This is a genomic window from Streptomyces longhuiensis (assembly GCF_020616555.1).
Lineage (GTDB): Bacteria > Actinomycetota > Actinomycetes > Streptomycetales > Streptomycetaceae > Streptomyces > Streptomyces longhuiensis.
This window is the reverse complement of the sequence record NZ_CP085173.1, coordinates 4,896,258-4,921,170: the sequence shown is the minus strand read 5'-3', so window position 1 is coordinate 4,921,170 and position 24,913 is coordinate 4,896,258. Positions and strand designations below refer to the sequence as shown.

The window sequence follows — 24,913 nt, the reverse complement described above, 5'->3', positions numbered from 1 at the left end:
GTTCAGCCCTTGAGCTGAGCCATCCACGCCTCGACCTCGTCCGAGCGGCGCGGCAGACCGGCGGAGAGGTTCCGGTTGCCGTCCTCGGTCACGAGGATGTCGTCCTCGATCCGGACACCGATGCCGCGGTACTCCTCCGGCACGGTCAGGTCGTCGGCCTGGAAGTACAGACCGGGCTCGACGGTCAGGCACATGCCGGGCTCCAGCGTGCCGTCCACGTACGTCTCCGTGCGCGCGACGGCGCAGTCGTGGACGTCGAGGCCGAGCATGTGACCGGTGCCGTGCAGCGTCCAGCGGCGCTGGAGGCCGAGCTCCAGGACGCGCTCGACCGGGCCCTCGACGAGGCCCCACTCGACGAGCTTCTCGGCGAGCACGCGCTGCGCGGCGTCGTGGAAGTCGCGGTACTTGGCGCCAGGCTTCACGGCCGCGATACCGGCCTCCTGGGCTTCGTACACGGCGTCGTAGATCTTCTTCTGGAGCTCGGTGTAGCAGCCGTTGACCGGCAGCGTGCGCGTGATGTCGGCGGTGTAGAGGCTGTGCGTCTCCACGCCCGCGTCCAGGAGGAGCAGGTCGCCGGAGCGGACCGGGCCGTCGTTGCGGACCCAGTGCAGGGTGCAGGCGTGCGGGCCGGAGGCGCAGATCGAGCCGTAGCCGATGTCGTTGCCCTCGACGCGGGCGCGCAGGAAGAACGTGCCCTCGATGTAGCGCTCGCTGGTGGCCTCGGCCTTGTCGAGGACCTTCACGACGTCCTCGAATCCGCGGACCGTCGAGTCGACGGCCTTCTGCAGCTCGCCGACCTCGAAGGCGTCCTTCACGAGGCGGGCCTCGGAGAGGAAGACGCGCAGCTCTTCGTCGTGCTCGCGGGTGACCTTGTCCGTGAGGGCGGCCTCGATGCCGGCGTCGTGGCCGCGCACCACGCGGACCGAGCCGGTGGCCTCGGTCAGCTTGCCGGCGAGCTCGCGGACGTCGGAGGCGGGGACGCCGTACACCTGCGCGGCCTCGGTGAGGGAGTGGCGGCGGCCGACCCACAGCTCGCCCTGGCCGTCGAGCCAGAACTCGCCGTTCTCGCGGTCGGAGCGCGGCAGCAGGTAGATCGTCGCGTCGTGCCCGGTGGCCGTCGGCTCGAGGACGAGGACGCCGTCCTCCGTCTGGTTGCCGGTCAGGTACGCGTACTCGGTCGAGGCGCGGAAGGCGTACTCGGTGTCGTTCGAGCGGGTCTTGAGGTTGCCCGCGGGGACGACGATGCGCTCACCGGGGAAGCGGGCGGAGAGGGCGGCGCGGCGGGCGGCCGTCTCGGACGCCTGCGCGATCGGCTCGAGGCCGTGCAGCTCCGTGTCGGCCCAGCCGGACTTCATGCTCTCGGCGAGCTCGTCGGACACGCCCGGGTACAGGCCGTTCTTGCGCTGCTTGATCGGCTCGTCGCTCTCGGTCTGAGAGATCTCCGGGTTCTCCGGGGTGAGCTCCTCCGACACGTCTTCCTCCTAGATACGGCCCTGGGAACGGCCAAGGGTGCGGCCTGGGTACAACGGTGGACCCCCTCCATCGTACGGTCGTACGGAAGGGGGCCCAGGGCCGGAAGACCTGTTACATCGGGGGCTACGGGGCGTACCGCCCCGGTCACCGGAATCACTCGAAGCGCGCGGCGAGCAGCACGACGTCCTCGTCGCTGTCGGCGGCGTCGAGCCCGTCCGGCAGGACGGTGTGCAGGACGTGGTCGGCGATCGCCCCGGGGTCGTCGCGGATCGTGCGCGGGACGCCGGCGGCCGCCGCGTGCAGGCGGGCGAAGGCGCGGTCCATCGGGTCACCGGTGCGGTGCAGCAGGCCGTCCGTGTACAGCAGCACGGTCTCGCCGGGCTCGGGGCTGAACTCGACGCTCGGCGCCTCCCAGCAGGCCAGCATGCCGAGCGGCGCGGACAGCGACGTCTCCACGAACTCGGTGCGTCTCTCGCCGATCACCAGCGGCGGGCTGTGCCCGGCCCCGGCCAGGACGACCTTGCGCAGGGCGGGCTCGCAGTACGCGAAGAGGGCGGTGGCGCTGCGCGCGGGCTCGGTCAGCCGGAGCAGCAGCTCCAGATCGGACAGGACGGCGACGGGGTCCTCGCCCTCCATCACCGCGTACGCCCGCAGGCTGGCCCTGAGCCGGCCCATCGCGGCGACGGCGCTCGCCCCGGAGCCGGTGACGGAGCCGACGGTGAGGCCGAGCGCGCCCTCGGGCAGCGGCAGCGCGTCGTACCAGTCGCCGCCGCCTCGCGGGCCCGTGCGGTGCCGGGCGGCGAGCTGGACGCCCGCGACCCGCGGGAGCCGCGGCGGCAGCAACTCCTCCGCGATGGTGCGGGACTTGGTGCGCGCCCGCTCCAGTTCGAGCAGGCGCGCGAGGTGTTCGGTGGCGTAGCGCGTGTACAGACCGACCAGGTGGCGCTGGCGTTCGACGGGCTCGGCGGGCTCGTCGTAGAGCCACACCGCGGCGCCGAGCCGGCCCGCCGCCTCCGTCGCGAGGGGCAGCGCGAAGCTCGCCGCGTAGCCGAGCCGGGCGGCGACCTCGCGGTGACGCGGGTCGAGCCCGTCCTCGGACAGCAGATCCGCGTGCACCTCGGGCTCGCCGGTCCCGTCCGTGCGGTCGAGGATCCTTCCGTACGAGGTCGCGCCGCGCGGCACCGTCTCGATGTGGCCGAGGTCGGCGCGGGCGAGGCCGAGCCCCACGGTGGTGTCCGGACCCAGGCCGTCGGCGGGCTCCAGGACGACGAGTCCGCGGCGCGCGCCGACGAGCGCGGCACCGGCGCGGAGCACCTCGTGCAGGGCGTCGTCCATGACGGCCGTCCTGGCCAGACGCTCGGTGAGTTCGTGCAGCGTGGTGAGGTCGGAGACCCAGCCGGCGAGCCGGTCCTGGATCAGCGCTCCGGGGGCTTCGGGGGCTGCGGGCGCTCCGGAGGAGGAAGGGGGCGCGGGCGCGGGTGACGCGGGCGCGACAGTGTGTGCCGGTGGGGGAACCGTTGAATCGATTCCAGCCACTTTCGGAAAGTGCGGGGCCGTCATGGTGTCCGGCTTTCCGACCGGTGCGTATTGCTCAATAGCATCGCAAACCCCCATGTGATTCTGCGCCGCCAGCAGTGCTTCCACATCTACACGCACTGATGAGGGGATGTCCAGCATTGTCCTGCTGGGATTCCTGGTGTCCAGGAGGCCTGTGCGGCATTAGTGATCTCTGATCGAACTTGGCCAAAAAGTGCCGCGGGTAAGGGCATATTGCGGTCGACTGGCATTGTTCGACAGAGCGTCACAGCGGTCGTGATGGGTACGTACTCGGTGAAGGCCAGGAGCAGTTGGGATCGACCCGGAACCTGGTGACGGACCCGGGCGTCTTAACCACCGACGACCGTGCCCCATCCTCCCGTGGCGGAGACGGCGAGTAAGGCGCGCGACGGCAAACGCCAGGCGCCGCCACCCCACGCCAGGCTTTTCAAGTACGCGGCCGGCGCTCGGACAATAGGGGTTCCCCTGCTCAAGTCTGGGGTGCGGCGCTCCCGGTACGTACGCTCAGTGAAGTGATCGACACATGGTGTGATGGCCCACAGCGTTCTCTTCGGTCTACGGAAAGGAACGAGCGCTCATGCGCGAGATCCTCGGAAGGCGACGCAGGCTCCTGTCCAGGCGAAACAACGGGAAGTCTGATCAGTTCAGCGCGGCCCTGACCTTCGCGACCGCATGGCAGTGGCCCGTGCTCCCGGGCGTGGGGCTCGTAGGAGCGGGGCGCCGTGACGGCGTCAGCTGCGCCTGCCCCGACCCGGAGTGCACGGTGCCCGGCGCGCACCCCTTCGACCCGGGACTGCTCGCCGCGACCACGGACGAGCGCATGATCCGCTGGTGGTGGACCAACCGTCCGGCCGCGCCGATCGTGCTGGCCACGGGGGCCGGTGCGGGCGCGAGCGGCGGCCGCGCCCCCTGTGCCGTGAGCCTCCCCTCGGTCGCCGGAGCCCGCGCCCTCAAGGCACTCGACCGTACGGACATCAGGCTCGGCCCGGTCGTGGCCACGAGGGATCGTCTCTTCATCCTGGTGGCGCCCTACTCCATGGAGCAGCTGGGCGAGCTCCTGTACGCCCAGGACTGGGTGCCGGGCTCCCTGCGCTTCCACGGCGAGGGCGGTTATATGGCACTGCCTCCGTCCGACACCGGCCTCGGCCAGGTCCGCTGGGAGCGTGCCCCGCTGCCCGGCTCCGCGGCGCCCTGGGTGCCCGATGTGGAGGCCGTGGTGGACGCGGTGGTGGATGCCCTCACTCGTACGGGTGTGAGCGCGCCCGAGTTGTAAAGGAATTGGGCGCGCGGCGGGGGAAGTGAAGGGGCGGCGCCGATATCTTCGGCGCATGCCCTCCTTCCCCAGGCTCTCGACCGGCCTCGAGCAGGGGAGACCCCATTCGCGCCTCCGTCTGCTCGGTCTTCTCGCGGTCGTGATCCTGACCGTTCTCCTCCCGCTGGCGGGCGCGTCCGCGGGCCCCATCGGCGACACCTCCGCGGAGGACAGCCGCAACTCCGGCGAACTGCCCGCCGGTGACGCCGGCCGAGTGAGCATCGCCGACAAGGTCGACGACAAACCTGGCACGAACGACCCGGCGGACACCGCGGCGTCGGATGCGGCAGCAGCGGATGCGGCAGCGTCGGATGCGGCCGGCAAGGCGCGCCGGTCCCACAAGCGGCCGCCGGGCACCTCTGCCCTCGACGGTCCAGGCATCGCCACGAAGGCACGGTGCGGACCCGAACTCGCCTCTCCCGACGGCATCGAGGCGCAGACCTGCGTACTGACCCAGGGGCGGGACACGTGGGCGAGGACCTACTACCGGAACGCGACAGGGGGGCCGCTGAGTTCCGTGCTGACCCTGATGGCGCCGGGAGGCCGCACCGTACAGATGCACTGTGCGGTGGGTGCTCAGGACGAACCGGGGACGTGTGACACGCCGCGGGAGCGTACTTCGGGTGAGGCGAGCGACTACGCGGCGGTGGCGGAGTTCGCGGGAGCCGGTGACGAGGGGCCGCTGCTGCTCAGGTCGGGAAGCAACGCGCCGACGTCGGCCGGACGCTGAGCGAGCGGGACGATTTCCCGGGCGCGGGCCCACGGGGATGTCCCGGAAAACAAGGACCCGGTTGCTGGCGACGGGGGATGCACCAGCAACCGGGCTACTCGAACGGTAACAAGAGATCGGCCGTTAGCAAATTCGATCTCGGCTATTCGTATGCGGATTTACCTGCCGCTACGGGGAGTTGTGACCGGAGTCACCCGTTCCGAGGGCTCCCTGTGGCTGACCGGTCGGTCAGCTGAGCGTCACCTGTCGATTGGTGAGGCCGCCGCGTGCCTTGCGCTCCTCGACGGTCAGTGGCGCCGCGGAGTCGAGCGCCGTGGCGAGCCGCTCGGCGAACTCGGCCGCCGGCTTCTCGACATCCTCGGCGCTCATCCCGGTGGGCAGGTCCCAGACGGGAACGGTCAGACCGTGCGCGCGGAACGAGCCGACCAGGCGCGTGCCCTCGCCGAGCGAGGACGTGCCGGCCGCGTGCAGCCGGGCGAGCGCGTCGAGCAACTGCTCCTCGGGGTGCGGCATGACCCAGCGCAGGTGGTTCTTGTCGGGCGTCTCGCACCAGTACGCGCCGTCGACACCGGACAGCTTCACGGTCGGGATGGCGGCCGCGTTGGCCCGCTCCAGGGAAGCGGCGACCTCCGGGCTCGCGTTCTGCGAGTCCGGCACCCAGAACTCGAATCCCGTGTGTACGACCGGCTCGAAGGCGGCAGAGGGGTCGAGCAGGTCCTGCAGACGCGGGCCGTCGGCGGGTGCGCGGCGCGCCTGCACCGGTGTACCGGGCTCGGCGGTGAGCGCGCGCTGAAGAGTGTCGGCGAGGTCACGGCTCAGGTCGCCCGACGAGGTGTCGTTCTGCAGGCCGAGCAGGACCGAGCCGTCGTCGCGGCGCAGTGCGGGCCATGCCATCGGCAGCACCGTCGCGAGTGTCACGGACGGAACGTCGTCCGGCAGGCTCTCCTTGAGGGTGAGCCGCACCGTCGCGGCGGGCACCAGCTCGCGCAGCGCGATCCAGTCGCCCTCTCCCGCGAGGCCCTCGAACGGGCGCTGCACCAGCTCGGTCACGGCGTGCGCGGCGGCACGGCCGTGGCAGGCCTTGTACCGGCGGCCGCTCCCGCAGGGGCAGGGCTCACGGGCGCCGACGACCGGGATCTCCCCGCTGCTGACGTGCGACTTGCCCTTGGTCTGGGGGCGCTTCTTGGCCATCTTGGGTGTCTCCCGGTTACGGCTCTCGTACGTACGGGCGCGAGCCTAGCCCCTCGTACGGCCGGGAACGGGGATCAGGCCCGGGCCGCCGGGCCGGAGCCGGATTCAGCCCAAGTCCTCGAAGGCGTCCGCGAAATCGAGGTTCGACATGCCCGCGGGCGCGCGGCTCGCCACGCGCGTAGCGAAGTTGCCCTGCCCCTGTGTTCCGGCTTCGGAGCGCACGTCCTTGTGCACGACCACCCAGACGGTGACTTCTCCGGGGGCGTCGTCACGTACGCCCCAGTCGTCGGCGAGCGCCGAGATGATGTTGAGCCCGCGGCCGCCGTGCGCGGTGACCGAGGGCGTGGCCGGAACCGGACGGGTCGGACCACCACCGTCCGTCACCTCGACGGTGAGACAGCCCCGCGCGTCGACCCTCCAAGCGGCCCGGACGTCGCCGTCCCCGGCCAAGTCGTCGCCCAGCGGCCTGCCGTGCCGGCAGGCGTTGCTCAGCAGTTCCGACAGGATCAGTACGGCATCGTCGATGACCGCTTCCGAGACCCCGCCGACGCGCAGCTGATCACGCATCCGGTGCCTTGCTTCGCCCACGCCCGCAGGGCCATGGGGTACGGCCATGCTCGACGACGTGGGCACCTCCTGTGCCACCACCAACGCCACCCCCGAGACCTCCTTTGCCCCACGCCACGGTGTGAATGCCCCAATGGACTGGACCGGAAACCGGCCAATCCACGCTCAGTGACGCACTCGTAACGATCGAATACGGAGCGAACGCGCCGGAGCACTCCCTGTGAGTGTGATGGCCGGATTTAGCCTCTCCCGAGCTGGCGCAGAACCGCGCGGGGCCGGTTCGTGATGATCGCGTCGACGCCGAGGCCGACGCACAGGTCGACGTCCTCCGGCTCGTTGACCGTCCACACGTGCACCTGGTGGCCCGCCCGCTTGAGCTTCTCCACGTACCCGGGGTGGCTGCGCACGATCCGGATGCCGGGGCCCGCGATCTGCACTCCCCTGGGGAGGCGGCCGTCGCGATGGCGGGGCGAGACGAACTGCATCAGGTAGACCGTCGGCAGGTGGGGGGAAGCGGCCTGGACGCGGAGCAGGGAGCGGGCCGAGAAGCTCATGACGCGCACCGGGGACGGTGCGTCCGGCGCTCCGGTAGGGGCGTCCAGGCCGAACCGCTTGAGGAGCATCAGGAGGCGTTCCTCGACCTGGCCGGCCCAGCGGGTGGGGTGCTTGGTCTCGATGGCGAGCTCGACGCGGCGGCCCGCGTCGGCGACCAGTTCGAGCAGCCGCTCCAGGGTCAGGACGGAGGTGTCCTCCCAGTCGGGACCCTCTGGGCTGGTGCGACCGGCCTCGCTGTTCTTCCAGGAGCCGAAGTCGAGGGCGGCGAGATCCGCCAGTTCCAGGGCCGACACCGCTCCGCGTCCGTTCGACGTACGGTTGACGCGGCGGTCGTGCACACAGACGAGATGGCCGTCCGCGGTGAGTCGTACATCGCATTCGAGGGCGTCGGCACCGTCCTCGATGGCCCTTCTGTACGCGGCCAGCGTGTGCTCGGGGGCCTCGTCGGAGGCTCCGCGGTGGGCGACGACCTGGATCTGCTGCTGTCGTGCGAGGGTCACCGCGTCATGGTGCCACTGCGAGGCGCTGGGCCGCCCAGCGGATGCGTCCGTTTCGCCCGGCGTAAAGGATGGCACCGGACACACAGGAACGCCTTATGGTGCCCTGACGTCCCGTGGGAAAAGCTGACCACATACAAACAGCAATGCCGATGGAATCAGCTGGTACAGCCGTGGATCGAGGAGAAGAGCTGTGAGCACCGAGAACGAGGGCACTTCGGTACCCCCAGCCCCGTCCGCACCCCCCGTGCCGGTGGAATCTCCCGCTACTCCCGCACCCGCCGGTTCCGCACCCTCTCCGGAGCCCGCCGACGCACCCACCGCGGCGATGCCGCCGGTCGAGGGCGCGGCGCCGGGGGCGCACGAGGGTCCCGGCGCGGCCTCGGGGGCTGCACCGGGACCCGGCGGGCAGCACGAGGCCGCGAACGCGGCCCCGGGTGGCTGGCCGCCTCCGCCGCCCACCGTCCCCTCGTACGCGGACGGTGGCGGCGGTGGGCACTCCTGGGGTGCCTCCTACCAGCCTCCGGCGCCCAAGCCGGGCCCCCGGCGTGGCGGGCTGCTGGCCGCGGTGGTCGCGGCGGCCCTGATCGCGGGCGGTGTCGGCGGCGGCATCGGCTACTGGGCGGCCGAGCGCAACGACGACGGTGGTTCGGGCTCGACGACGGTCTCCGCCTCGGACAACCCGGCCGACTTCAAGCGTGACGCCTCCTCGGTCGCCGGCATCGCGGCGAACGCGCTGCCGAGCACCGTCACCATCGAGGCCGAGGGCAGCGACGGCGAGGGCGGCACCGGCAGCGGCTTCGTCTACGACACGCAGGGCCACATCCTCACCAACAACCACGTGGTGGCCTCCGCAGCCGACGGAGGAAAGCTTTCGGCCACGTTCTCGAACGGCAAGAAGTACGACGCCGAGGTGATCGGCCGTGCCCAGGGCTACGACGTCGCGGTCATCAAGCTGAAGAACGCCCCGTCGAACCTGAAGCCGCTGGCGCTCGCCAACTCGGACAAGGTCGCCGTGGGGGACTCGACCATCGCGATCGGCGCGCCCTTCGGCCTGTCGAACACGGTGACCACGGGCATCGTCTCGGCGAAGAACCGCCCGGTGGCCTCCAGCGACAGCTCGGGCAGCAGCAAGGCGTCGTACATGAACGCGCTGCAGACCGACGCGTCGATCAACCCGGGCAACTCGGGCGGTCCGCTGCTCGACGCGCGCGGCGCGGTCATCGGTATCAACTCGGCGATCCAGCCGGCGAGCAGCGGCGGCATCGGAGGCTCCGGCCAGTCGGGCTCGGTCGGCCTCGGCTTCGCCATCCCGATCAACCAGGCGCGGAACGTCGCCAAGCAGCTCATCAAGACGGGCCAGCCGGTCTATCCGGTGATCGGTGCCTCGGTCGCGCTGGACGAGCAGAGCGACGGCGCGAAGATCACCGAGCAGGGCGCGGGCGGCTCGTCCGCGGTCACGGCGAACGGCCCGGCGGACAAGGCCGGCCTGAAGCCCGGCGATGTCATCACCAAGCTCGACGACACGGTGATCGACAGCGGTCCGACCCTGATCGGCCAGATCTGGACACACAAGCCGGGCGACACGGTCAAGATCACGTACAAGCGCGGCAACGCGGAGCACACGGTCGACGTGGTCCTCGGCGAGCGCAAGGGCGACAGCTGACCGAACTCCCGGCCGAACCCGCTACCCTGGTCCTCGCTCCGCCGGTCGCCGACGGGGCGAGGGTGGGTTGCCCGAGCGGCCTAAGGGAACGGTCTTGAAAACCGTCGTGGCGCGAGTCACCGTGGGTTCAAATCCCACACCCACCGCTTGCAGGTAAGTGTTTGTAAGGGGCGTTCGCTACGGCGGGCGCCCCTTACGCGTGTCCTGGGGAGGCGGGTTCGTCCGGGCGCGGGGAGGGCTTGTCCTCCGGGACGTCGCGCCCTACGCCTCCGCGTCGTTGCGCTGGGTCAGGCGGGCCGCTGAGGCGATCGTGGAGCGGGCCTCGCGTTCCGTCAGGCCCGTGCGGGTCGCGGCTTCCACGAGGGCGTTCGTGAGGCTGTCGCCGAGGTCGCTCTCGTAGGCGCGGCAAGCGGCCCAGAACAGACGGGTGTTGCGCTGTCCCTCATGTGCCGCGAGCACGAACTGGACCAGCCCCTGGCCGTGTCGGCCCGCATGTGCCGGTGACGGGTGGTGCACGCGTGGCGGGGGTGTGAGCAGGCGCAGGAGTGCCGGCGGGCAGGGCGCGACGGGCAGGTGGGCGGTGCCGGGGACCGCGCTGTAGACGCCCTGGGCCGTGCGCGATCCGGGGCCCACGAGGTAGCCGCCCGCGCCGCGGATGTCGATGCCCGGCGCGAGGCGTCCCGCCGAGTTGGGGACCACGACGTCCGGCGGTCCGGAGAGCCACACATGACGGCCGCCGCTGGGGGTGGCCACGACGACGGTGTCCGGGATCGTGAAGAGGTGGCGCAGCGCCAGTTCGCGCAGTGCGGACGAGGCGTCCGTACCGGACTTGGTGTCGAGGTCCACACCGATGAGGTGGTGCGGGGGCAGTCCGCACGCGATGCCGTAGCCGGTGGCGCGGGGCGCCGCCGCGAAGAGGTCACGGATGCGGCCCGGGTCGGTCGTGGCGTCGTACACGCCGTGGCCGGGGCGTCCGCATTCGCCGTGGCACGGGGCGGGGTCGGGTTCGTCGCGGTGCGGGGAGCGCAGGGCGGGGAGCTTCGTGCGGGAGAGCGGGATCACGGCCAGTCCACGCTCGGCGGCGGAGAGGGCGTGGGCGAGGGCCAGGGTCGCAAGGGGTACGGCATGCCGGTCGGTGGTGGCCATGCATCCATGTTCGTACGAATGTTCGAGTAAAGGAAGAGGGGCTCGCCCGGGTGGAGCGTATTTACCAAAAATGTGCCGAAACGCTTCAGCCCCTGCGGTGGCTGACCCGTCTCGCGTGGAGCGGACGCAATCCGGGCTGAGCTGGGGCTTTGAGGGTGCGAAGCAGGTTTATCGACATGTCCTCACGCTTGCGAGGGAATACGGCCTTCCGCCCTGGTTCGACGGGGATTCGGTGGGCAATTCTGATCTCGCGACGTCGTGAGCAACGACCGAGGCGGTCGGCCAACTGCCTTGGGGCAACCAGTAGTTACCGTTCCTGGAGGAATTGACATGGCACACATCCGTACCGCCCGCGCCCTCGCCGCCGTCGCCGCCCTGCCCCTCGCGGCAGCCCTCTTCTCGGGGGTGGCGATGGCCGACAACGGGTCGTTCGCGGACAACGGATCGAACGCGGGTGTGGCGACCGTGAGCGGCAGTGGTGTCGGTGGCAACAACCACGGCAACTCGTCCACCACGCAGCAGCAGGCGGTGGGCTCCGGCGCCTCGAACCAGAACAACACGGCCCAGGTGAACGGCTCCGCGTTCACGGCCATCGACCAGTCGAACGAGAACATCGCGGTGTACTTCACCAAGCTCTGGTGACCCGCGGCTCCTGTCGGCGGGGGCCATTGCCAGGGGTGCGTGACATCTGTGCGGCGGTGCTTCGGCATCGCCGCACAGGCGTTTTCGCGCACCCGCCGGCCCTTCACGCGCGCGTGCTGATCTCTTGACACCCGTACCGAACCTGGCGGACAGTCGTACCGAATCTGACGGTCAGTCAGAAACAGACGGTCAGAGACCCTTGTTCGTACGAGGTCCGGGAGGGCCGCCGCCGTGCACCTCGCCCCTACCGCGCGCCAGCATGAACTCCGCGCCGAACTGCGCGCCTACTTCCGGGAACTGATGCCGGACGGGCCGCCCGCCCACGACGATCGAACGGCCCAGCGACGCCTGCTGCGCCGCATCGGGGCCGACGGCCTCCTCGGACTCGGCTGGCCCGTCGAGTACGGAGGCCAAGGCCGGGGGCCCGACGAGCAGTTCGTCTTCTTCGACGAGGCGTATCGCGCGGGCGCGCCTGTCTCCATGGTGACCCTGAACACCGTCGGTCCGACCCTGATCAAGTACGGGACCGAGGCGCAGAAGGCGTACTTCCTGCCGCGGATCCTCAAGGGCGAGCTGGTCTTCGCGATCGGGTACAGCGAGCCGTCGGCGGGGACCGACCTGGCCTCGCTGCGGACGCGGGCTGTCCGCGACGGCGACGACTGGATCATCGACGGGCAGAAGGTCTTCACGTCGAACGCGCAGAACGCCGACTGGATCTGGCTGGCCTGCCGCACGGACCCCGAAGCCGCCAAGCACCAGGGCATCTCGATCGTTCTCGTGCCGACGGACGCCGTCGGCTTCAGCTGGACGCCCATCGAGACCGTCGGCGGGCTGACCACCACCGCCACGTACTACGACGGGATCCGCGTCCCCGCCTCTAATCTCGTCGGGGACGAGAACGGCGGCTGGGGTCTCATCACCAATCAGCTCAACCATGAGCGGGTCGCGCTCGCCGCGATCGGGATGCAGGCGGAGGACTTCTACGCGGCGGTGCTCGAAGCGGTTCGTTCACCCGATCCGGTGACGGGGGAACGCCGGATCGACCTGCCGTGGGTGCGGTCACGGCTGGCCGAGGTGCATGCCCGTCTCGCGGCAACACGCCTGCTCAACTGGCGTTTGGTGGGGGACGTCGGGGCGGGGCGGCTCGCGCCGGGCGACGCGAGCGGCGTGAAAGTCATGGGAACCGAATCGGCGGTCGAGGTGTACCGAATGTGTCAGGAGATCGCGGGAGACGCGGCGCTGGTTCGAGCCGGGTCGCCGGGGGCGTTCGGGGGCCGGGCTGGCGGTGACGACGCGGGTGCTGCGTCCGGTGGTGGCGGGTCGGATGGTGGTGCCTGGGGCGGGACGGCGGAGGGGGAGCTGGAGCGGATGAACAGGGCGGCGCAGATCAACACGTTCGGCGGCGGCGTGAGCGAGGTGCAGCGGGAGATCGTCGCGACGATGCGGCTCGGGATGAGGAGGGGGCGGCGGTGACCGGCGACATGACGTACGAGGCGCTGAAGGCATTCGAAGGGCTGCCCGCCGCCACCGCGGGGGTGGGCAAGGACCTGGTCAACGAGCCGATGATCAGGCACTGGTGCGAGGCGATGGGCGACACGAACCCCGCGTACGAGGGGCCCGACGCCATAGCGCCGCCGACCATGCTCCAGGCCTGGACGATGGGTGGGCTCTCCGGGCACCAGGGGCGCAGCGGCGCCTACGACGAGCTGTTCGCGCTGCTGGACGACGCGGGGTACACCTCGGTCGTCGCCACCGACTGCGAGCAGGAGTATCTGCGGCCGCTGCGGCCCGGTGACGCGATCACCTTCGACGCGGTGATCGAGTCGGTGTCCGAGCGCAAGACGACGAAGCTGGGCACGGGGCACTTCGTCACGACGCGCATGGATGTCAGGGCTGATGGCGAGCTCGCCGGGACGCATCGCTTCCGGATCCTCAAGTACGCCCCGGCGGCGCGGGCAGGGCGGGCGGAAGGGCCGGCGCGGGAGCAGCAGGCCCGGCGGCCTCGTCCGGTGGTGAACCGGGACAACGCCGGATTCTGGGAAGGGGTCCGCGAGCACCGCCTCCTCATCCAGCGCTGCGAGGCGTGCGGGACGCTGCGTTTCCCCTGGCTGCCGGGGTGCGGCGCGTGCGCCTCGCAGGACTGGAGCACGGTCGAGGCGAGCGGCGCGGGGACCGTCTTCTCGTACGTGGTGATGCACCACCCGTCCTTCCCCGCCTTCGACCCGCCGTACGCGGTGGGCCTGATCGAGCTGGCCGAAGGCGTCCGGATCATCAGCAACGTGGTGGGGGTGCCGTACGACAAGGTCCGCATAGGGATGCCGGTACGGCTCGAATTCCTGCGGGTGGACGAGGAATTGGAGCTGCCGGTCTTCCGGGCCGGTGACGGTGCCCCTGCGGGGGTTGCTCAGCGTGTCGCTACGGGGCGGGAGGGCTGACGTGGATTTCACACCTACGCAGGACCAGGTGGCCGCGGCCGACCTGGCCGCACGGATCTTCGGTGACCTGTCGACCCCCGAGCGCCTCGCGGCGGCCGGCACGGGAACGGACCCCGAGCTGTGGAAGGCGCTCGGCTCGGCGGGGCTGCCGGGGGCGGTGGAGGAGACCGGGCTGCTCGGGCTCGTGCTGATGCTGGAGGAGCAGGGCCGGACGACGGCACAGGTGCCGTTCGCCGCCAGCTGCGCGTACGGGCTGCTCGCGGTGGCGAGGCATGGCACCTCCGAGCAGCGGGACCGGCTGCTGCCGGGGCTGCGGGACGGGACGGAGGTGGCCACGGGGGCGTTCCCCGCGCAGACCGGGGTGCGGGTCGACGGAGCGGAGGCAGGGGAGACGGGGACGGGCGGGGGCACGGGGAGGCTCACGGGAGTGGTGCCCTGGGTCCCGTGGCTCCGGGACGCGTCCTGGGTTCTGGTGGTAGCGGCCGACCGGAGCCTGTGGAGAGTGTGTACGGCCGATGCCGGCTGCGACGCGGTCGAGCTCACCGCGCCCTGGTCGGCGGGCCGGCTGGTTCTGGACGGGGCGCCGGCGGAGAGGGTCGGCGGGCCCGGCGCGTACGACGACGTCCTGGCGATGGCGCGGACCGCGTTCGCGGGGCTCCAGGCCGGGGTCTGCGCGGGGTCGCTGGCGCGTGCCGTGGAGTACACGAACGAGCGGGAGCAGTTCGGCAGACCGCTCGCCGCGAAGCAGGGGGTTCAACTCCGGGCGGCCGACGCCCATATGGACACGGAAGCCATCCGGGTCACCGCGTACGAGGCGGCATGGCGACGGGACGAGGGGCTGCCGTACGCGGGCCATGCGCTGACCGCGGCCTGGTGGGCTTCGGAAGCGGGCAGACGGGTCGTGCACGCCGGACAGCATCTTCACGGTGGCATGGGCGCCGACCTGGAGCATCCCGTGCACCGGCATTTCCTGTGGGGCAGGCAGCTCGACGCGTATCTGGGATGCGGGGGTGAACTGCTCGCGGAGCTGGGCGACTTGATCGCCGGTGGCGAGGGGAGCGGTACGGAGGAGGCGGGGGCGACGTGGGCAGCGCGGAAGTGAAGGCAGAGGGAATGGACCGGGCGGCAAGGGGTCGGGAGGAGGGGGACGTGGCGATGGTGGATGCCTCGACAGGGATCGGGGCCGGGGTCGGCGCGAAGCTGGCGCCGTCGGAGATCCCGGTCACCCGGACGCTGATCGTCTCCGGGGCCATCGCGTCCCGTGACTACCAGGATGTGCACCACGACGCGGAGCTCGCCAAGGAGAAGGGCTCCCCCGACATCTTCATGAACATCCTGACGACGAACGGACTCGTCGGCCGTTACATCACCGATCACTTCGGCCCCGCCTCGGTTCTGCGCAAGGTTTCTATACGGCTGGGGGCTCCCAACTACCCAGGAGACACGCTGGTGTTGACGGGGACGGTCACCGAGGTCGAAGAAGGAGACGGGAGCGGGGGCGGGTCCGGCGGCGGGGGTGTCACGACCGTGGTGCGCATCGTCGGGGTCAACGGGCTGGGCACGCACGTCACCGGCACGGTGACGGTCACGCTCCCGGGTCTCGCGAGCCCTGCGAACCCCACGAGTACGCCGTCCCGTCCCTCGGCGTCGGGGAGGCCGGCATGAGTGTGCGGGCGAAGGACAGTCTCGGTGGGCGGGCGGCGATCGCCGGGATCGGGGCGACCGAGTTCTCCAAGGACTCCGGGCGCAGTGAGCTGAAGCTCGCGGTGGAGGCGGTGGGCGCGGCGCTCGACGACGCCGGGCTTTCCCCCGCCGACGTCGACGGCATGGTCACGTTCACCATGGACACCAGTCCGGAGATCACCGTCGCGCAGGCGGCCGGGATAGGGGACCTCTCGTTCTTCTCCCGGGTCCACTACGGCGGCGGTGCGGCCTGTGCCACCGTTCAGCAGGCCGCGCTCGCCGTGGCGACCGGGGTGGCCGAAGTGGTCGTCTGCTACCGGGCGTTCAATGAGCGCTCGGGCAGGAGATTCGGCTCCGGGGTGCAGCATCGGGAGCCGTCGGCGGAGGGGGCGGCGCTCGGCTGGGCACTGCCGTTCGGGCTGCTGACGCCCGCGTCGTGGGTGGCGATGGCGGCGCAGCGCTACCTCCACGCGTACGGCCTGGGCCCGGAGGCGTTCGGTCAGGTCGCCGTCATGGATCGCGCGTACGCGGCCACCAATCCGGCGGCGTACTTCCACGGGAAGCCGATCACACTGGAGGACCATGCGGCGTCGCGGTGGATCGTGGAGCCGCTGCGGCTGCTCGACTGCTGTCAGGAGACCGACGGCGGGCAGGCGATCGTCGTCACCAGCGTCGAGCGGGCCCGCGATCTCCCGCACCGTCCCGCCGTGATCACGGCGGCGGCCCAGGGGGCGGGGCGCGGCCAGGAGCAGATGACGAGTTTCTACCGGGACGACATGACAGGCCTGCCCGAAATGGGGGTCGTGGCACGGCAGTTGTGGCGGTCGGCCGGGCTGGCGCCGGGCGAGATCGATGTGGGGATCCTCTACGACCACTTCACGCCGTTCGTGCTGATGCAGCTGGAGGAATTCGGGTTCTGCGGGCCGGGTGAGGCGGCCGACTTCGTGGCGGAGCGTCGGCTCCCGCTCAACACGCACGGCGGGCAGCTCGGCGAGGCGTACCTGCACGGGATGAACGGCATAGCGGAGGCGGTCAGACAGGTGCGGGGCACGGCGGTGAACCAGATAGCCGGCGCCGCCACGGCGCTGGTGACCGCGGGGACCGGCGTCCCCACATCGGGTCTGATTCTGGGAGCGGACGGCTGAACGCGGGTGTGTCCCGGGTCCGGTCCGCATCACGGCCCCTTCACTCGCCCTATGCACCGCACTCGCCGTAGGCACCGCCGACAGCTGGTCGTGGGTCTAGTGCTGCTCCTGATGGCACTGACCGCCCTCCCCGCGTCGGCGTGGGCCGAACCAGGCCTCCCCCAGCCGTCTCCGACGCCCGACGCCCAACTCGACCCCTTGGCCGGTCTCCCCCAACTGTCTCCGACGCCCGACGCCGACCTCGACGCCGACGCCGACCTCGACGCCGACGCCGACCTCGACGCCGACGCCGACCCCGATCTCCTGGCCGGCATCACCCTGCCCGACCTCGCCACCATCCCCGGCTCCGTACTCGGAGACTTCGCACCCGACGGCCGAGCCTCAGGTCCGGCCGGGGACCCGGGAGCACCGGGCGCCGTCGGCGGAACCTCCTCCGTACCCCGGCTCCCCGCCCTCTCCGATCCGCGGATGTTCCGCGGGCGGGCGTTCGACACCTGCATGGCGCCGTCGCTCGACACCATGCGGCGCTGGCGGTCGTCGAAGTACGGGGCGGTGGGCGTGTACTTCGGGGGCCGTGGGCGGGCCTGTCGTCGTCAGCCCCGGCTCGGGCACAGTTGGATGAAGGGGGTGGAGCGGCTGGGGTGGCGGGTGCTGCCGGTGTATGTCGGGTCGCAGTCGCCGTGTGTCGTCGCGGGTGCCAAGAAGGCCTATCGCATCGGCCGTCACCCCTGGAGCCAGGGCGTGCGGGAGGGGCGGGACGCCGTACGCAGGGCGCGGGCCGTCGGCATCCGGCCGGGCAGCCCGCTCTATCTCGACATGGAGGCATACAACTACCGGCAGAAGAAGTGCGCCCGCACGACGCTCCGCTTTGTGCGGGGCTGGGACCGGCAGGTGCGCCGGAAGGGGTATGTGCCCGGGTTCTACAGCAGTGCCGACTCCGGGGTGGCGCACATGCGGGACGCGGCGCGGGCGGGGGTGCGGGATCTGCCGTCGGTGATCTGGTTCGCGCGCTGGCACACGCGGCCCCGGCTGGCCCGGGAGCCCGCGCTGCGGGGGTCCGCCTGGAGTTCGCGGCGCAGGATCCACCAGTACGCGGGGAACGTGAAGGAGCGGCACGGCGGGCGGACCCTCGTCATCGACCGGAACCTGGTGCACGCGCCGGTGGCCCGCATCCGGTGAGCCGCCCCGGTCCGTGGGAGTGGCAGAGTGGAGGGAAGCCCATGGAACGGCCCTCAGGGATGAACCCTCAGGGGTGCGTACCGCGTCCTCCACCTTCAGGAGGTGGGGATACCACCACTCCTACAACCTGAGGCGGACACCGCTTCGGGACCTGCGGCCGATCCGCGAGGGTAGGGGGCGCTCCTAGCGTGGAGCCATGACCGCAACCATGGCGCCTGTCTGCTCCAGCGCATCGGATGCCGCGACGCGCAGCGCGCCGCGAGCCGCTATGACGCCTCACTCTTCCCTCCCGGTGCCGTACGCGCCGGCCGCCCACTCGACGCCGTACGCGCCGCACAAGTCGTACCCGTCGTTCGCGTCGTACGTGCGGGCGCGCCAGCCCGTACTGCTGCGGACCGCCCGGTCGCTGACCGCGAACCCGTGCGACGCCGAGGACCTGCTCCAGACCGCGCTCACCAAGACGTATGTAGCGTGGGACCGCATCGAGGACCACCGGGCGCTCGACGGTTATGTGCGCCGGGCCCTGCTGAACACGCGTACGTCGCAGTGGCGTAAGCGGAAGGTCGACGAATTCGCCTGCGACGAGCTGCCCGAGCCGGAGACCGTGGCGGCGGCCGATCCGGCGGAGCACCAGGCCCTGCACGACGCGATGTGGCGCGCGATCATGAAGCTGCCCGCCCGGCAGCGCGCGATGGTCGTGCTGCGGTACTACGAGGACCTGAGCGAGGTGCAGACGGCCGAGGTGCTCGGGGTGTCCGTCGGCACGGTGAAGAGCGCGGTCTCGCGGGCCCTCGGCAAGCTCCGTGCGGACCCGGAACTGCGCCCGGCCAAGGGCTGACCGGGAGTACTCGCTGATCGATCATTCCCTGGGCTAGTGACATACCGACTGGTATGCGGTGAGAATCGGCGGAACATTACTGCGCCGTAGCGCCCACCGGGAGGACGCCGTGCTGAGCACGATGCAGGACGTACCACTGCTGATCTCGAGGATCCTGACCCATGGGTCGACGATCCACGGCACTTCCCAGGTGACGACCTGGACCGGTGAGAGCGGGCCGCAGCGCCGGAGCTTCGCCGAGATAGGCGACCGCAGCGCCCAGCTCGCGCACGCTCTGCGCGCCGACCTCGGCATCGTGGACGACGACCGCGTCGCGACCCTGATGTGGAACAACGCGGACCACGTCGAGGCCTACTTCGCGATCCCCTCCATGGGCGCCGTACTGCACACCCTGAACCTGCGGCTCCCCGCAGAGCAGCTGGTGTGGATCGTCAACCACGCCGCCGACCGCGTGATCATCGTCAACGGCTCCCTGCTGCCGCTGCTCGCGCCGCTCCTGCCGTCCCTGACGGGTGTCGAGCACATCGTCGTCTCCGGGCCGGGCGACCGTTCGCTCCTCGACGGAGCACGCCCCCAGGTCCACGAGTACGAGGAGCTCATCGCCGGAAAGCCGGTGACGTACGACTGGCCGCAGCTCGACGAGCGCCAGGCCGCCGCGCTCTGCTACACCTCCGGCACCACCGGCGACCCCAAGGGCGTCGTCTACTCGCACCGTTCGATCTACCTGCACTCCATGCAGGTCAACATGACGCAGTCCATGGGCCTGACCGACGAGGACACCTCGCTCGTCGTGGTGCCGCAGTTCCATGTGAACGCGTGGGGACTGCCGCACGCGACGTTCATGACCGGCGTGAACATGCTGATGCCGGACCGCTTCCTGCAGCCCGCGCCGCTCGCCGAGATGATCGAGAGCGAGCGCCCCACACACGCGGCGGCCGTTCCCACCATCTGGCAGGGCCTGCTCGCGGAGCTCACCGCGAAGCCCCGCGAGGTGAGTTCGCTCGGGCAGGTCACCATCGGCGGCTCGGCCTGTCCGCCCTCGCTCATGAAGGCCTTCGACGAGCTCGGCATGCGGGTCTGTCACGCCTGGGGCATGACGGAGACGTCTCCCCTCGGCACGGTCGCCCGGCCGCCGGCCGCGGCGGTCGGCACCGACGAGGAGTTCGCGTACCGCCTCACCCAGGGCCGGTTCCCGGCCGGCGTCGAGGCGCGGCTGTCGGGTCCGGGCGGCGAACTGCTGGCCTGGGACGGCGAGTCGGCCGGTGAGCTGGAGGTCCGCGGGCCGTGGATCGCCGGCGCGTACTACTCGGGCCCCGACAGCGAACCGCTGCGCCCCTCCGACAAGTTCAGCGAGGACGGCTGGCTCAAGACGGGCGACGTCGGCACGATCAGCCCCGACGGCTTCCTCACCCTCACCGACCGGGCCAAGGACGTCATCAAGTCCGGCGGTGAGTGGATCAGCAGCGTCGACCTGGAGAACGCCCTGATGTCCCACCCGGACGTCGCCGAGGCCGCCGTCGTCGCCGTCCCCGACGAGAAGTGGGGCGAGCGCCCGCTCGCCACCGTGGTCCTGAAGGACGGCGCGAGCGCCGACTTCGGGATCCTGCGCGCGTTCCTCGGCGAGAAGATCGCCAAGTGGCAGCTCCCGGAGCGCTGGACGGTGATCACGGCGGTGCCGAAGACGAGCGTCGGCAAGTTCGACAAGAAGGTGCTGCGCAAGCAGTACGCGGACGGGGAGCTGGACATCACGCGGCTCTGATTCCCACGGCACCACTGCTCCGACCCTCGCGGTACCACTGCTCTGGGCCCACGGCGCCACTGCTCCGAGTCCAGAGCTCGGCGGTGGTTTCACGTGAAACAGGGGCGGCCCGAACGGGCCGCCCCTGTTTGGCAGTTGTGGGTTTCGCAGAGACGGCTTTCTCAGTTGGTGCCGATCTTCGCGAGCAGATCCACGATCCGGCCCTGCACCTCGTCGCTCGTCGACCGTTCCGCCAGGAACAGGACGGTCTCGCCCGCGGCCAGACGCGGCAGGTCGGCATCCTCGACGGCTGCGGTGTAGACGACGAGGGGCGTGCGGTTCAACTGGCCGTTCGCGCGCAGCCAGTCGACGATTCCGGCGCGCCTGCGGCGTACCTGGAGCAGGTCCATCACCACCAGGTTCGGCCGCATCTGGGCGGCCAGCGTCACGGCGTCCGCGTCGGAACTCGCCCGCGCCACCTGCATCCCGCGCCGTTCCAGCGTCGCGGTGAGCGCGAGCGCGATCTCCTCGCGCTCCTCGATGAGCAGGACGCGCGACGGGTGCTGCTCGCTGTCCCGCGGCGCGAGGGCCTTCAGCAGGACGGCGGGATCGGCCCCGTACGCCGCCTCGCGCGTCGCCTGTCCGAGCCCGGCCGTCACCAGCACGGGAACCTCGGCGGCCACGGCGGCCTGGCGCAGCGACTGGAGGGCGGTGCGCGTGATCGGTCCGGTCAGCGGGTCGACGAAGAGCGCGGCGGGGAAGGCCGCGATCTGCGCGTCGACCTCCTCGCGGGAGTGCACGGTCACCGGGCGGTAGCCGCGGTCGCTCAGGGCCTGCTGCGTGGTCGCGTCGGGCGCGGGCCAGACCAGGAGACGGCGCGGGTTGTCGAGCGGCTCCGGGGGCAGCTCGTCGTCCATCGGCTGAGGCTGGGGCCGGATCGCCACCTCTACGGCACCACCGGGCCCGTCCAGCGGCTCGGGTCCCTCGTCGGCGTCCTGGTCGGGGGCGCCGATCGCGTACGAACGTCCGCGGCCCTCTGATGACGACGACAGCAGAGACTGCGGCTGACCGGGCTGGGACTGGCCGGACGGCGTCTGGGGCTGAGCCTTCGGCTGTGCCGACGACGACTGCGACGGGGACTGCGGGTGCGGGCGGGCCCCGGTCTCCGGCTGGGTGCCGGCGGGGTCCGGCCGGGTGGACAGCCTGCGGCGACGGCCGGAGCCGCCGAGCGTGTGCTGCGTCTGCTCCTGCGGGGCCGCCGCGGGCTGCGGGACCTGAGGGGGCAGCGGGACCTGGAGCGACGGGGTGCCGCCGGGCGTCTGAACGGGCTGCTGCCCGGTCTTCGGGCCGGAGGGACCGCCCTGCGCGCCGGACGGCTGCTTCGCCTGCGGACCGGGCTGCTTGCCCGTCGCCGGGCCGGCCTGGTTCGGCTGTGCGGGCGCCTGCGGGTTCGCCTGCTGGTTCGGGAGCGCCTGATTTGGCAGCGGCTGGGCCGTGCCGGGGGCCGACGGCTGCGGTCGCGGCGGGCGCTGCTGCTCGGCGATCTGACGTCCGAAGGGAACGCCCTGCCCCAGCGTTCGTACGCTTATGGCGCGGCCCTGAGTCGAGTTGGGGTCAGTAGACGGGGCCTCCGCGGGGAGGGGCTGCGCGGCGCGGGGCCTGGCACCGTTCTCCGGCGGCAGCGCGGCGCGCGCGCCCGGAACCGTCTGGACAGGGTGGGGCTGCGGCGGAGTGTGGTCGTCGGTGTCGTGCCGCTGCGCGGCGTCGTGCCGCTCGCCGTCAGCACCCGCACCCACAGCCGTACCCGTACCCGTAGTCGTCTCTGCGTCGGCGTCCGTGGCGGTGCCCGGCTCAGGCGTCGTCCGGTCGGCCTCCGCGGGCGGCAGCGCGAATACGGTGCGCGCGGCGCCTGCCTGCTGCTCGGTCTCCCGCTCCGGGGCGCTGCCGAGAGCGCGGCGCGCGCGACGCCCGGCGGGGACGTTCTGCCCGGCCTGGGACGCATCGGACGCCCCCGATGCACCCGAAGCAGCCGATGTGTTCGATGCGCCCGAGCCACCGGCAGGCAGCGCGGCCTGCTCGGGGTTGCGCCGCGCCCGGCGCCCCGAGGACGCTCCGACCGGCACGCCCTGCGGCGGCACGGTCTGACCCAGGGCGGGGGATCCAGCCGCGTGTTCGGCAGCGGTCACCACGGAACCCTCGGTGGCACCGGGACCGGCATCGGCTCCCGCCGGAACGGGGACCTCAGCCGGATTGGGCCTCCCGCGTCGACGCCCCGTACCGGTCCCGACCCCCGCGTCACCCGCAGGCGTTCCGCCGGCCGGAGTCTGCGTGGCCTGCGCCGGCAGCTGCCCCTGGGCGCTCCCGGGCGCACCCGCCGCGGACTCCTCGGCCCGCCGCCTGCGCCGCCCGGTCGGAGCGGCAGCCTCCGAGTCACCGCCGCCCTGCCCGGCCTCGTCGGCGCCCGGCACCGCACCCGCGGCCGCCGCGACACCGCTCTCCAGGAACGAGTCCACCGACGCGCCCGAAGCGCGCCGTGCCCGCCGCCGACCGCCGCGCGTACCCGACGCCTGCTCGGGCAGCCCCGCACCAAGCTCAGCAGCGGCCACGGCCTCCGCACGGGGGGCACCAGCCGCCGAAGCGACCTCGACAGCCGTACCGGGAACAGACGTACCAGGACCGGCCACCCCGGCCACACCCGACGGATCGGCGACCGGAACCGCCCCGGCCCCGCCCCCGATCGGCACCTCGAGCACGTACGCGCTGCCGCTCATCCCGGGCACCTCGTGCGTCTGGAGCACACCGCCGTGCGCCCGCACGATGCCGCGCACGATGGGCTCGTGCACCGGGTCGCCGCCCGTGTAGGGCCCGCGTACCTCGATACGGACGCTCTCGCCGCGCAGCGCCGCCGCCACGACGATCGTCGAGTCCACGTATCCGCCGACGCCGCTCGTGGGAACGACGCCCACGCGCGCGTTGCCGGTGGCGTCGATGCCCGCGACGTCCGCGACGAGGTGGGCGAGCGCGGTGGCCAGACGCGCCGCGTCGACCTCGGCCTCGATGGGCGGGGCGTGCACGGCGAACTGCGCGCGCCCGGGCCCGATCAGCTCGACCGCCCCGTCGACGCCCGCGGCGACGACCGCGTCGAGCATCACGTTCGTACGGGTCAGCTGCACGTCGCCGGAGTCGAGGAGCTGATAGCCGAGCACGTTGTCGACGAGCGTGGTCATGCGGCTGTAGCCGGCCGCGAGGTGGTGCAGGATCTGGTTGGCCTCGGGCCACAGCTGGCCCGCGTCGTCCGCGGCCAGGGTGGTGAGCTGGCCGCGCAGTTCGTCGAGAGGGCCGCGCAGCGACTGGCCGAGGACGGCGAGGAGCTGCTCGTGCCGGGCCGCGAGCGCCTCGTAACGGTCCTTCTCGCGCTCGGCGAGAGCGGCGATCCGGTCCTTCTCGGCGGAGAGTTCCTCGGTGTGCCGCTCGGTGATCGTGGCGAGCTCGGCCGCGTGCTCCTCTTCGGCACGCGCGGTCTGCGCTTCGTGCTCCTCGATGGTGCGGGCGAGCGTCTCCGCGTGCTCCGTGGCGGTGCTCTCCGCCTCCTTGTCGCGCCGGTCGATCTCCTCCGCGTGCGCCACGACGAGCTCGTCGTAGGGCCGCCGGTCGGTGAACGTCATCACGGCGCCGACCAGTTGGTCACCGTCGCGCACGGGCGCCGTCGTCATGTCGACGGGCACCTGCGCGCCGCTCTTCGACCACAGGACCTGCCCGCGCACCCGGTGCTTGCGCCCGGAGCGCAGGGTGTCGGCGAGCGGGGACTCCTCGTACGGGAACGGCTCGCCGCCGGCGCGTGAGTGGAGGACGAGCGCGTGCAGTTCCTGCCCGCCCAGGTCGCTGGCGCGGAAGCCGAGGATCTGCGCGGCGGCCGGGTTGACGAGCACGATCCGGCCGTCGGTGTCGGTGCCGACGACGCCCTCGGCGGCGGCGCGCAGGATCATCTCGGTCTGGCGCTGCGAACGCGCGAGTTCGGCCTCGGTGTCGACGGTCCCCGACAGGTCGCGCACGACGAGCATCAGGAGCTCGGAGGCGCCGCTCCCATAGCTCCCGCTTCCGTACGAGCTGTTGCCGTAGCCGTCGACGGCGTCGCGGCCGTCGGCGAGATTGGCGCTGGTGACCTCGACGGGGAACTCGCTGCCGTCGGTGCGGCGGGCCATCATCCGGGTCGGCTTGGTGCGCCCGCGCTCGTCCGTGGTGTCGGGCCTGCGCATCGATCCGGGGATGAGCCGCGAGTCGAACTCGGGCAGCAGATCGAGCAGTCCGCGCCCCACGAGGGCGGTGCCCGGGGCCTCGAAGGCCTCCAGGGCGATGGTGTTCGCGTTGACGACGGTCCCGTTGGCGTTGACCAGCACCAGCGCGTCCGGGAGCGCGTCGAGTATGGCTGCGAGGCGAGCAGCGCCTCGGGATGGCCTGCTGCTCACGACGACGCTTCCTCCCTGATTACCGCACCTTGCCGACCGCGCGAGCCATCTTCCTACGTGGCTCGGGGCATGTCACGGGAGGGAGTCTACGGG

The 24,913-nt window shown here is 71.7% G+C and carries 19 protein-coding genes and 1 tRNA gene; 13 read left to right on the top strand and 7 right to left on the bottom strand.

The window, feature by feature from the left end; all coding sequences use genetic code 11:
• Window positions 1-2 precede the first annotated feature (2 nt).
• The gene (locus LGI35_RS22825; RefSeq protein WP_227295929.1) at window positions 3-1,472 is read right to left on the bottom strand and encodes an aminopeptidase P family protein; all 1,470 of its coding nucleotides are present in this window, start codon (window positions 1,470-1,472) and stop codon (window positions 3-5) included.
• 154 nt (window positions 1,473-1,626) lie between these two features.
• Window positions 1,627-3,150, bottom strand: a complete 1,524-nt coding sequence (locus LGI35_RS22820; RefSeq protein ID WP_227295927.1) for a PP2C family protein-serine/threonine phosphatase — start codon at window positions 3,148-3,150, stop codon at window positions 1,627-1,629.
• 457 nt (window positions 3,151-3,607) lie between these two features.
• Here LGI35_RS22820 and LGI35_RS22815 point away from each other — a divergent pair, with 457 nt between their 5' ends.
• Both LGI35_RS22815 and LGI35_RS22810 read left to right on the top strand, forming a co-directional pair.
• On the top strand, window positions 3,608-4,303 hold the full coding sequence (locus LGI35_RS22815) for a bifunctional DNA primase/polymerase (protein WP_227295925.1): 696 nt from the start codon (window positions 3,608-3,610) through the stop codon (window positions 4,301-4,303).
• 55 nt (window positions 4,304-4,358) lie between these two features.
• Window positions 4,359-5,072, top strand: a complete 714-nt coding sequence (locus LGI35_RS22810; protein WP_227295923.1) for a hypothetical protein — start codon at window positions 4,359-4,361, stop codon at window positions 5,070-5,072.
• A gap of 228 nt (window positions 5,073-5,300) precedes the next feature.
• Here LGI35_RS22810 and LGI35_RS22805 read toward each other — a convergent pair whose 3' ends face one another.
• From LGI35_RS22805 to LGI35_RS22795, 3 genes are all read right to left on the bottom strand, one after another.
• Window positions 5,301-6,263, bottom strand: a complete 963-nt coding sequence (locus tag LGI35_RS22805; RefSeq protein WP_227295921.1) for a DUF5926 family protein — start codon at window positions 6,261-6,263, stop codon at window positions 5,301-5,303.
• Window positions 6,264-6,368: 105 nt separating this feature from the next.
• Window positions 6,369-6,920, bottom strand: a complete 552-nt coding sequence (locus LGI35_RS22800) for an ATP-binding protein (RefSeq protein WP_376222088.1) — start codon at window positions 6,918-6,920, stop codon at window positions 6,369-6,371.
• A 149-nt stretch (window positions 6,921-7,069) separates the two neighbouring features.
• On the bottom strand, window positions 7,070-7,885 hold the full coding sequence (locus LGI35_RS22795) for a glycerophosphodiester phosphodiesterase (protein WP_227295919.1): 816 nt from the start codon (window positions 7,883-7,885) through the stop codon (window positions 7,070-7,072).
• Window positions 7,886-8,075: 190 nt separating this feature from the next.
• On the opposite strand from LGI35_RS22795, the gene LGI35_RS22790 reads away from it, so the two are divergent.
• Both LGI35_RS22790 and LGI35_RS22785 read left to right on the top strand, forming a co-directional pair.
• Window positions 8,076-9,548 carry a S1C family serine protease gene (locus tag LGI35_RS22790; protein ID WP_227295917.1) on the top strand — a complete coding sequence of 491 codons (1,473 nt, stop codon included), beginning with the start codon at window positions 8,076-8,078 and terminating at the stop codon, window positions 9,546-9,548.
• Window positions 9,549-9,609: 61 nt separating this feature from the next.
• Window positions 9,610-9,694, top strand: a tRNA-Ser gene (locus LGI35_RS22785).
• Between the two features lie 115 nt (window positions 9,695-9,809).
• Here the strand turns inward: LGI35_RS22785 and LGI35_RS22780 are convergent.
• A complete protein-coding gene (locus LGI35_RS22780; protein ID WP_227295915.1) occupies window positions 9,810-10,694 on the bottom strand; it encodes a bifunctional DNA primase/polymerase in 885 nt (294 codons plus the stop codon).
• Between the two features lie 330 nt (window positions 10,695-11,024).
• Here LGI35_RS22780 and LGI35_RS22775 point away from each other — a divergent pair, with 330 nt between their 5' ends.
• The 9 genes from LGI35_RS22775 to LGI35_RS22735 all read left to right on the top strand — a co-directional run bounded on the left by LGI35_RS22775 (window position 11,025) and on the right by LGI35_RS22735 (window position 20,375).
• Entirely contained in the window at window positions 11,025-11,336 is a 312-nt protein-coding gene (locus LGI35_RS22775; protein WP_227295913.1) for a hypothetical protein, read from the top strand.
• Window positions 11,337-11,567: 231 nt separating this feature from the next.
• Window positions 11,568-12,809, top strand: a complete 1,242-nt coding sequence (locus tag LGI35_RS22770) for an acyl-CoA dehydrogenase family protein (RefSeq protein ID WP_227295912.1) — start codon at window positions 11,568-11,570, stop codon at window positions 12,807-12,809.
• 8 nt (window positions 12,810-12,817) lie between these two features.
• A complete protein-coding gene (locus LGI35_RS22765; RefSeq protein ID WP_227300444.1) occupies window positions 12,818-13,771 on the top strand; it encodes a bifunctional MaoC family dehydratase N-terminal/OB-fold nucleic acid binding domain-containing protein in 954 nt (317 codons plus the stop codon).
• Between the two features lies 1 nt (window position 13,772).
• Entirely contained in the window at window positions 13,773-14,873 is a 1,101-nt protein-coding gene (locus tag LGI35_RS22760) for an acyl-CoA dehydrogenase family protein (protein ID WP_227295910.1), read from the top strand.
• Between the two features lie 53 nt (window positions 14,874-14,926).
• On the top strand, window positions 14,927-15,436 hold the full coding sequence (locus LGI35_RS22755; RefSeq protein WP_227300443.1) for a MaoC/PaaZ C-terminal domain-containing protein: 510 nt from the start codon (window positions 14,927-14,929) through the stop codon (window positions 15,434-15,436).
• Window positions 15,433-16,599 carry a lipid-transfer protein gene (locus LGI35_RS22750; RefSeq protein WP_227295908.1) on the top strand — a complete coding sequence of 389 codons (1,167 nt, stop codon included), beginning with the start codon at window positions 15,433-15,435 and terminating at the stop codon, window positions 16,597-16,599. Before LGI35_RS22755 ends, LGI35_RS22750 begins: the two co-directional genes overlap by 4 nt.
• Before the next feature lie 51 nt (window positions 16,600-16,650).
• Window positions 16,651-17,778, top strand: coding sequence for a glycoside hydrolase domain-containing protein (locus LGI35_RS22745; RefSeq protein ID WP_227295906.1), 1,128 nt, complete (start codon window positions 16,651-16,653; stop codon window positions 17,776-17,778).
• Between the two features lie 196 nt (window positions 17,779-17,974).
• A complete protein-coding gene (locus LGI35_RS22740; protein WP_227295905.1) occupies window positions 17,975-18,616 on the top strand; it encodes a SigE family RNA polymerase sigma factor in 642 nt (213 codons plus the stop codon).
• Window positions 18,617-18,725: 109 nt separating this feature from the next.
• Window positions 18,726-20,375 carry a long-chain fatty acid--CoA ligase gene (locus LGI35_RS22735; RefSeq protein WP_227295904.1) on the top strand — a complete coding sequence of 550 codons (1,650 nt, stop codon included), beginning with the start codon at window positions 18,726-18,728 and terminating at the stop codon, window positions 20,373-20,375.
• Window positions 20,376-20,536: 161 nt separating this feature from the next.
• Here the strand turns inward: LGI35_RS22735 and LGI35_RS22730 are convergent, their stop codons facing one another.
• Window positions 20,537-24,820 carry a PAS domain-containing protein gene (locus LGI35_RS22730; protein WP_227295902.1) on the bottom strand — a complete coding sequence of 1,428 codons (4,284 nt, stop codon included), beginning with the start codon at window positions 24,818-24,820 and terminating at the stop codon, window positions 20,537-20,539.
• Window positions 24,821-24,913 lie beyond the last annotated feature (93 nt).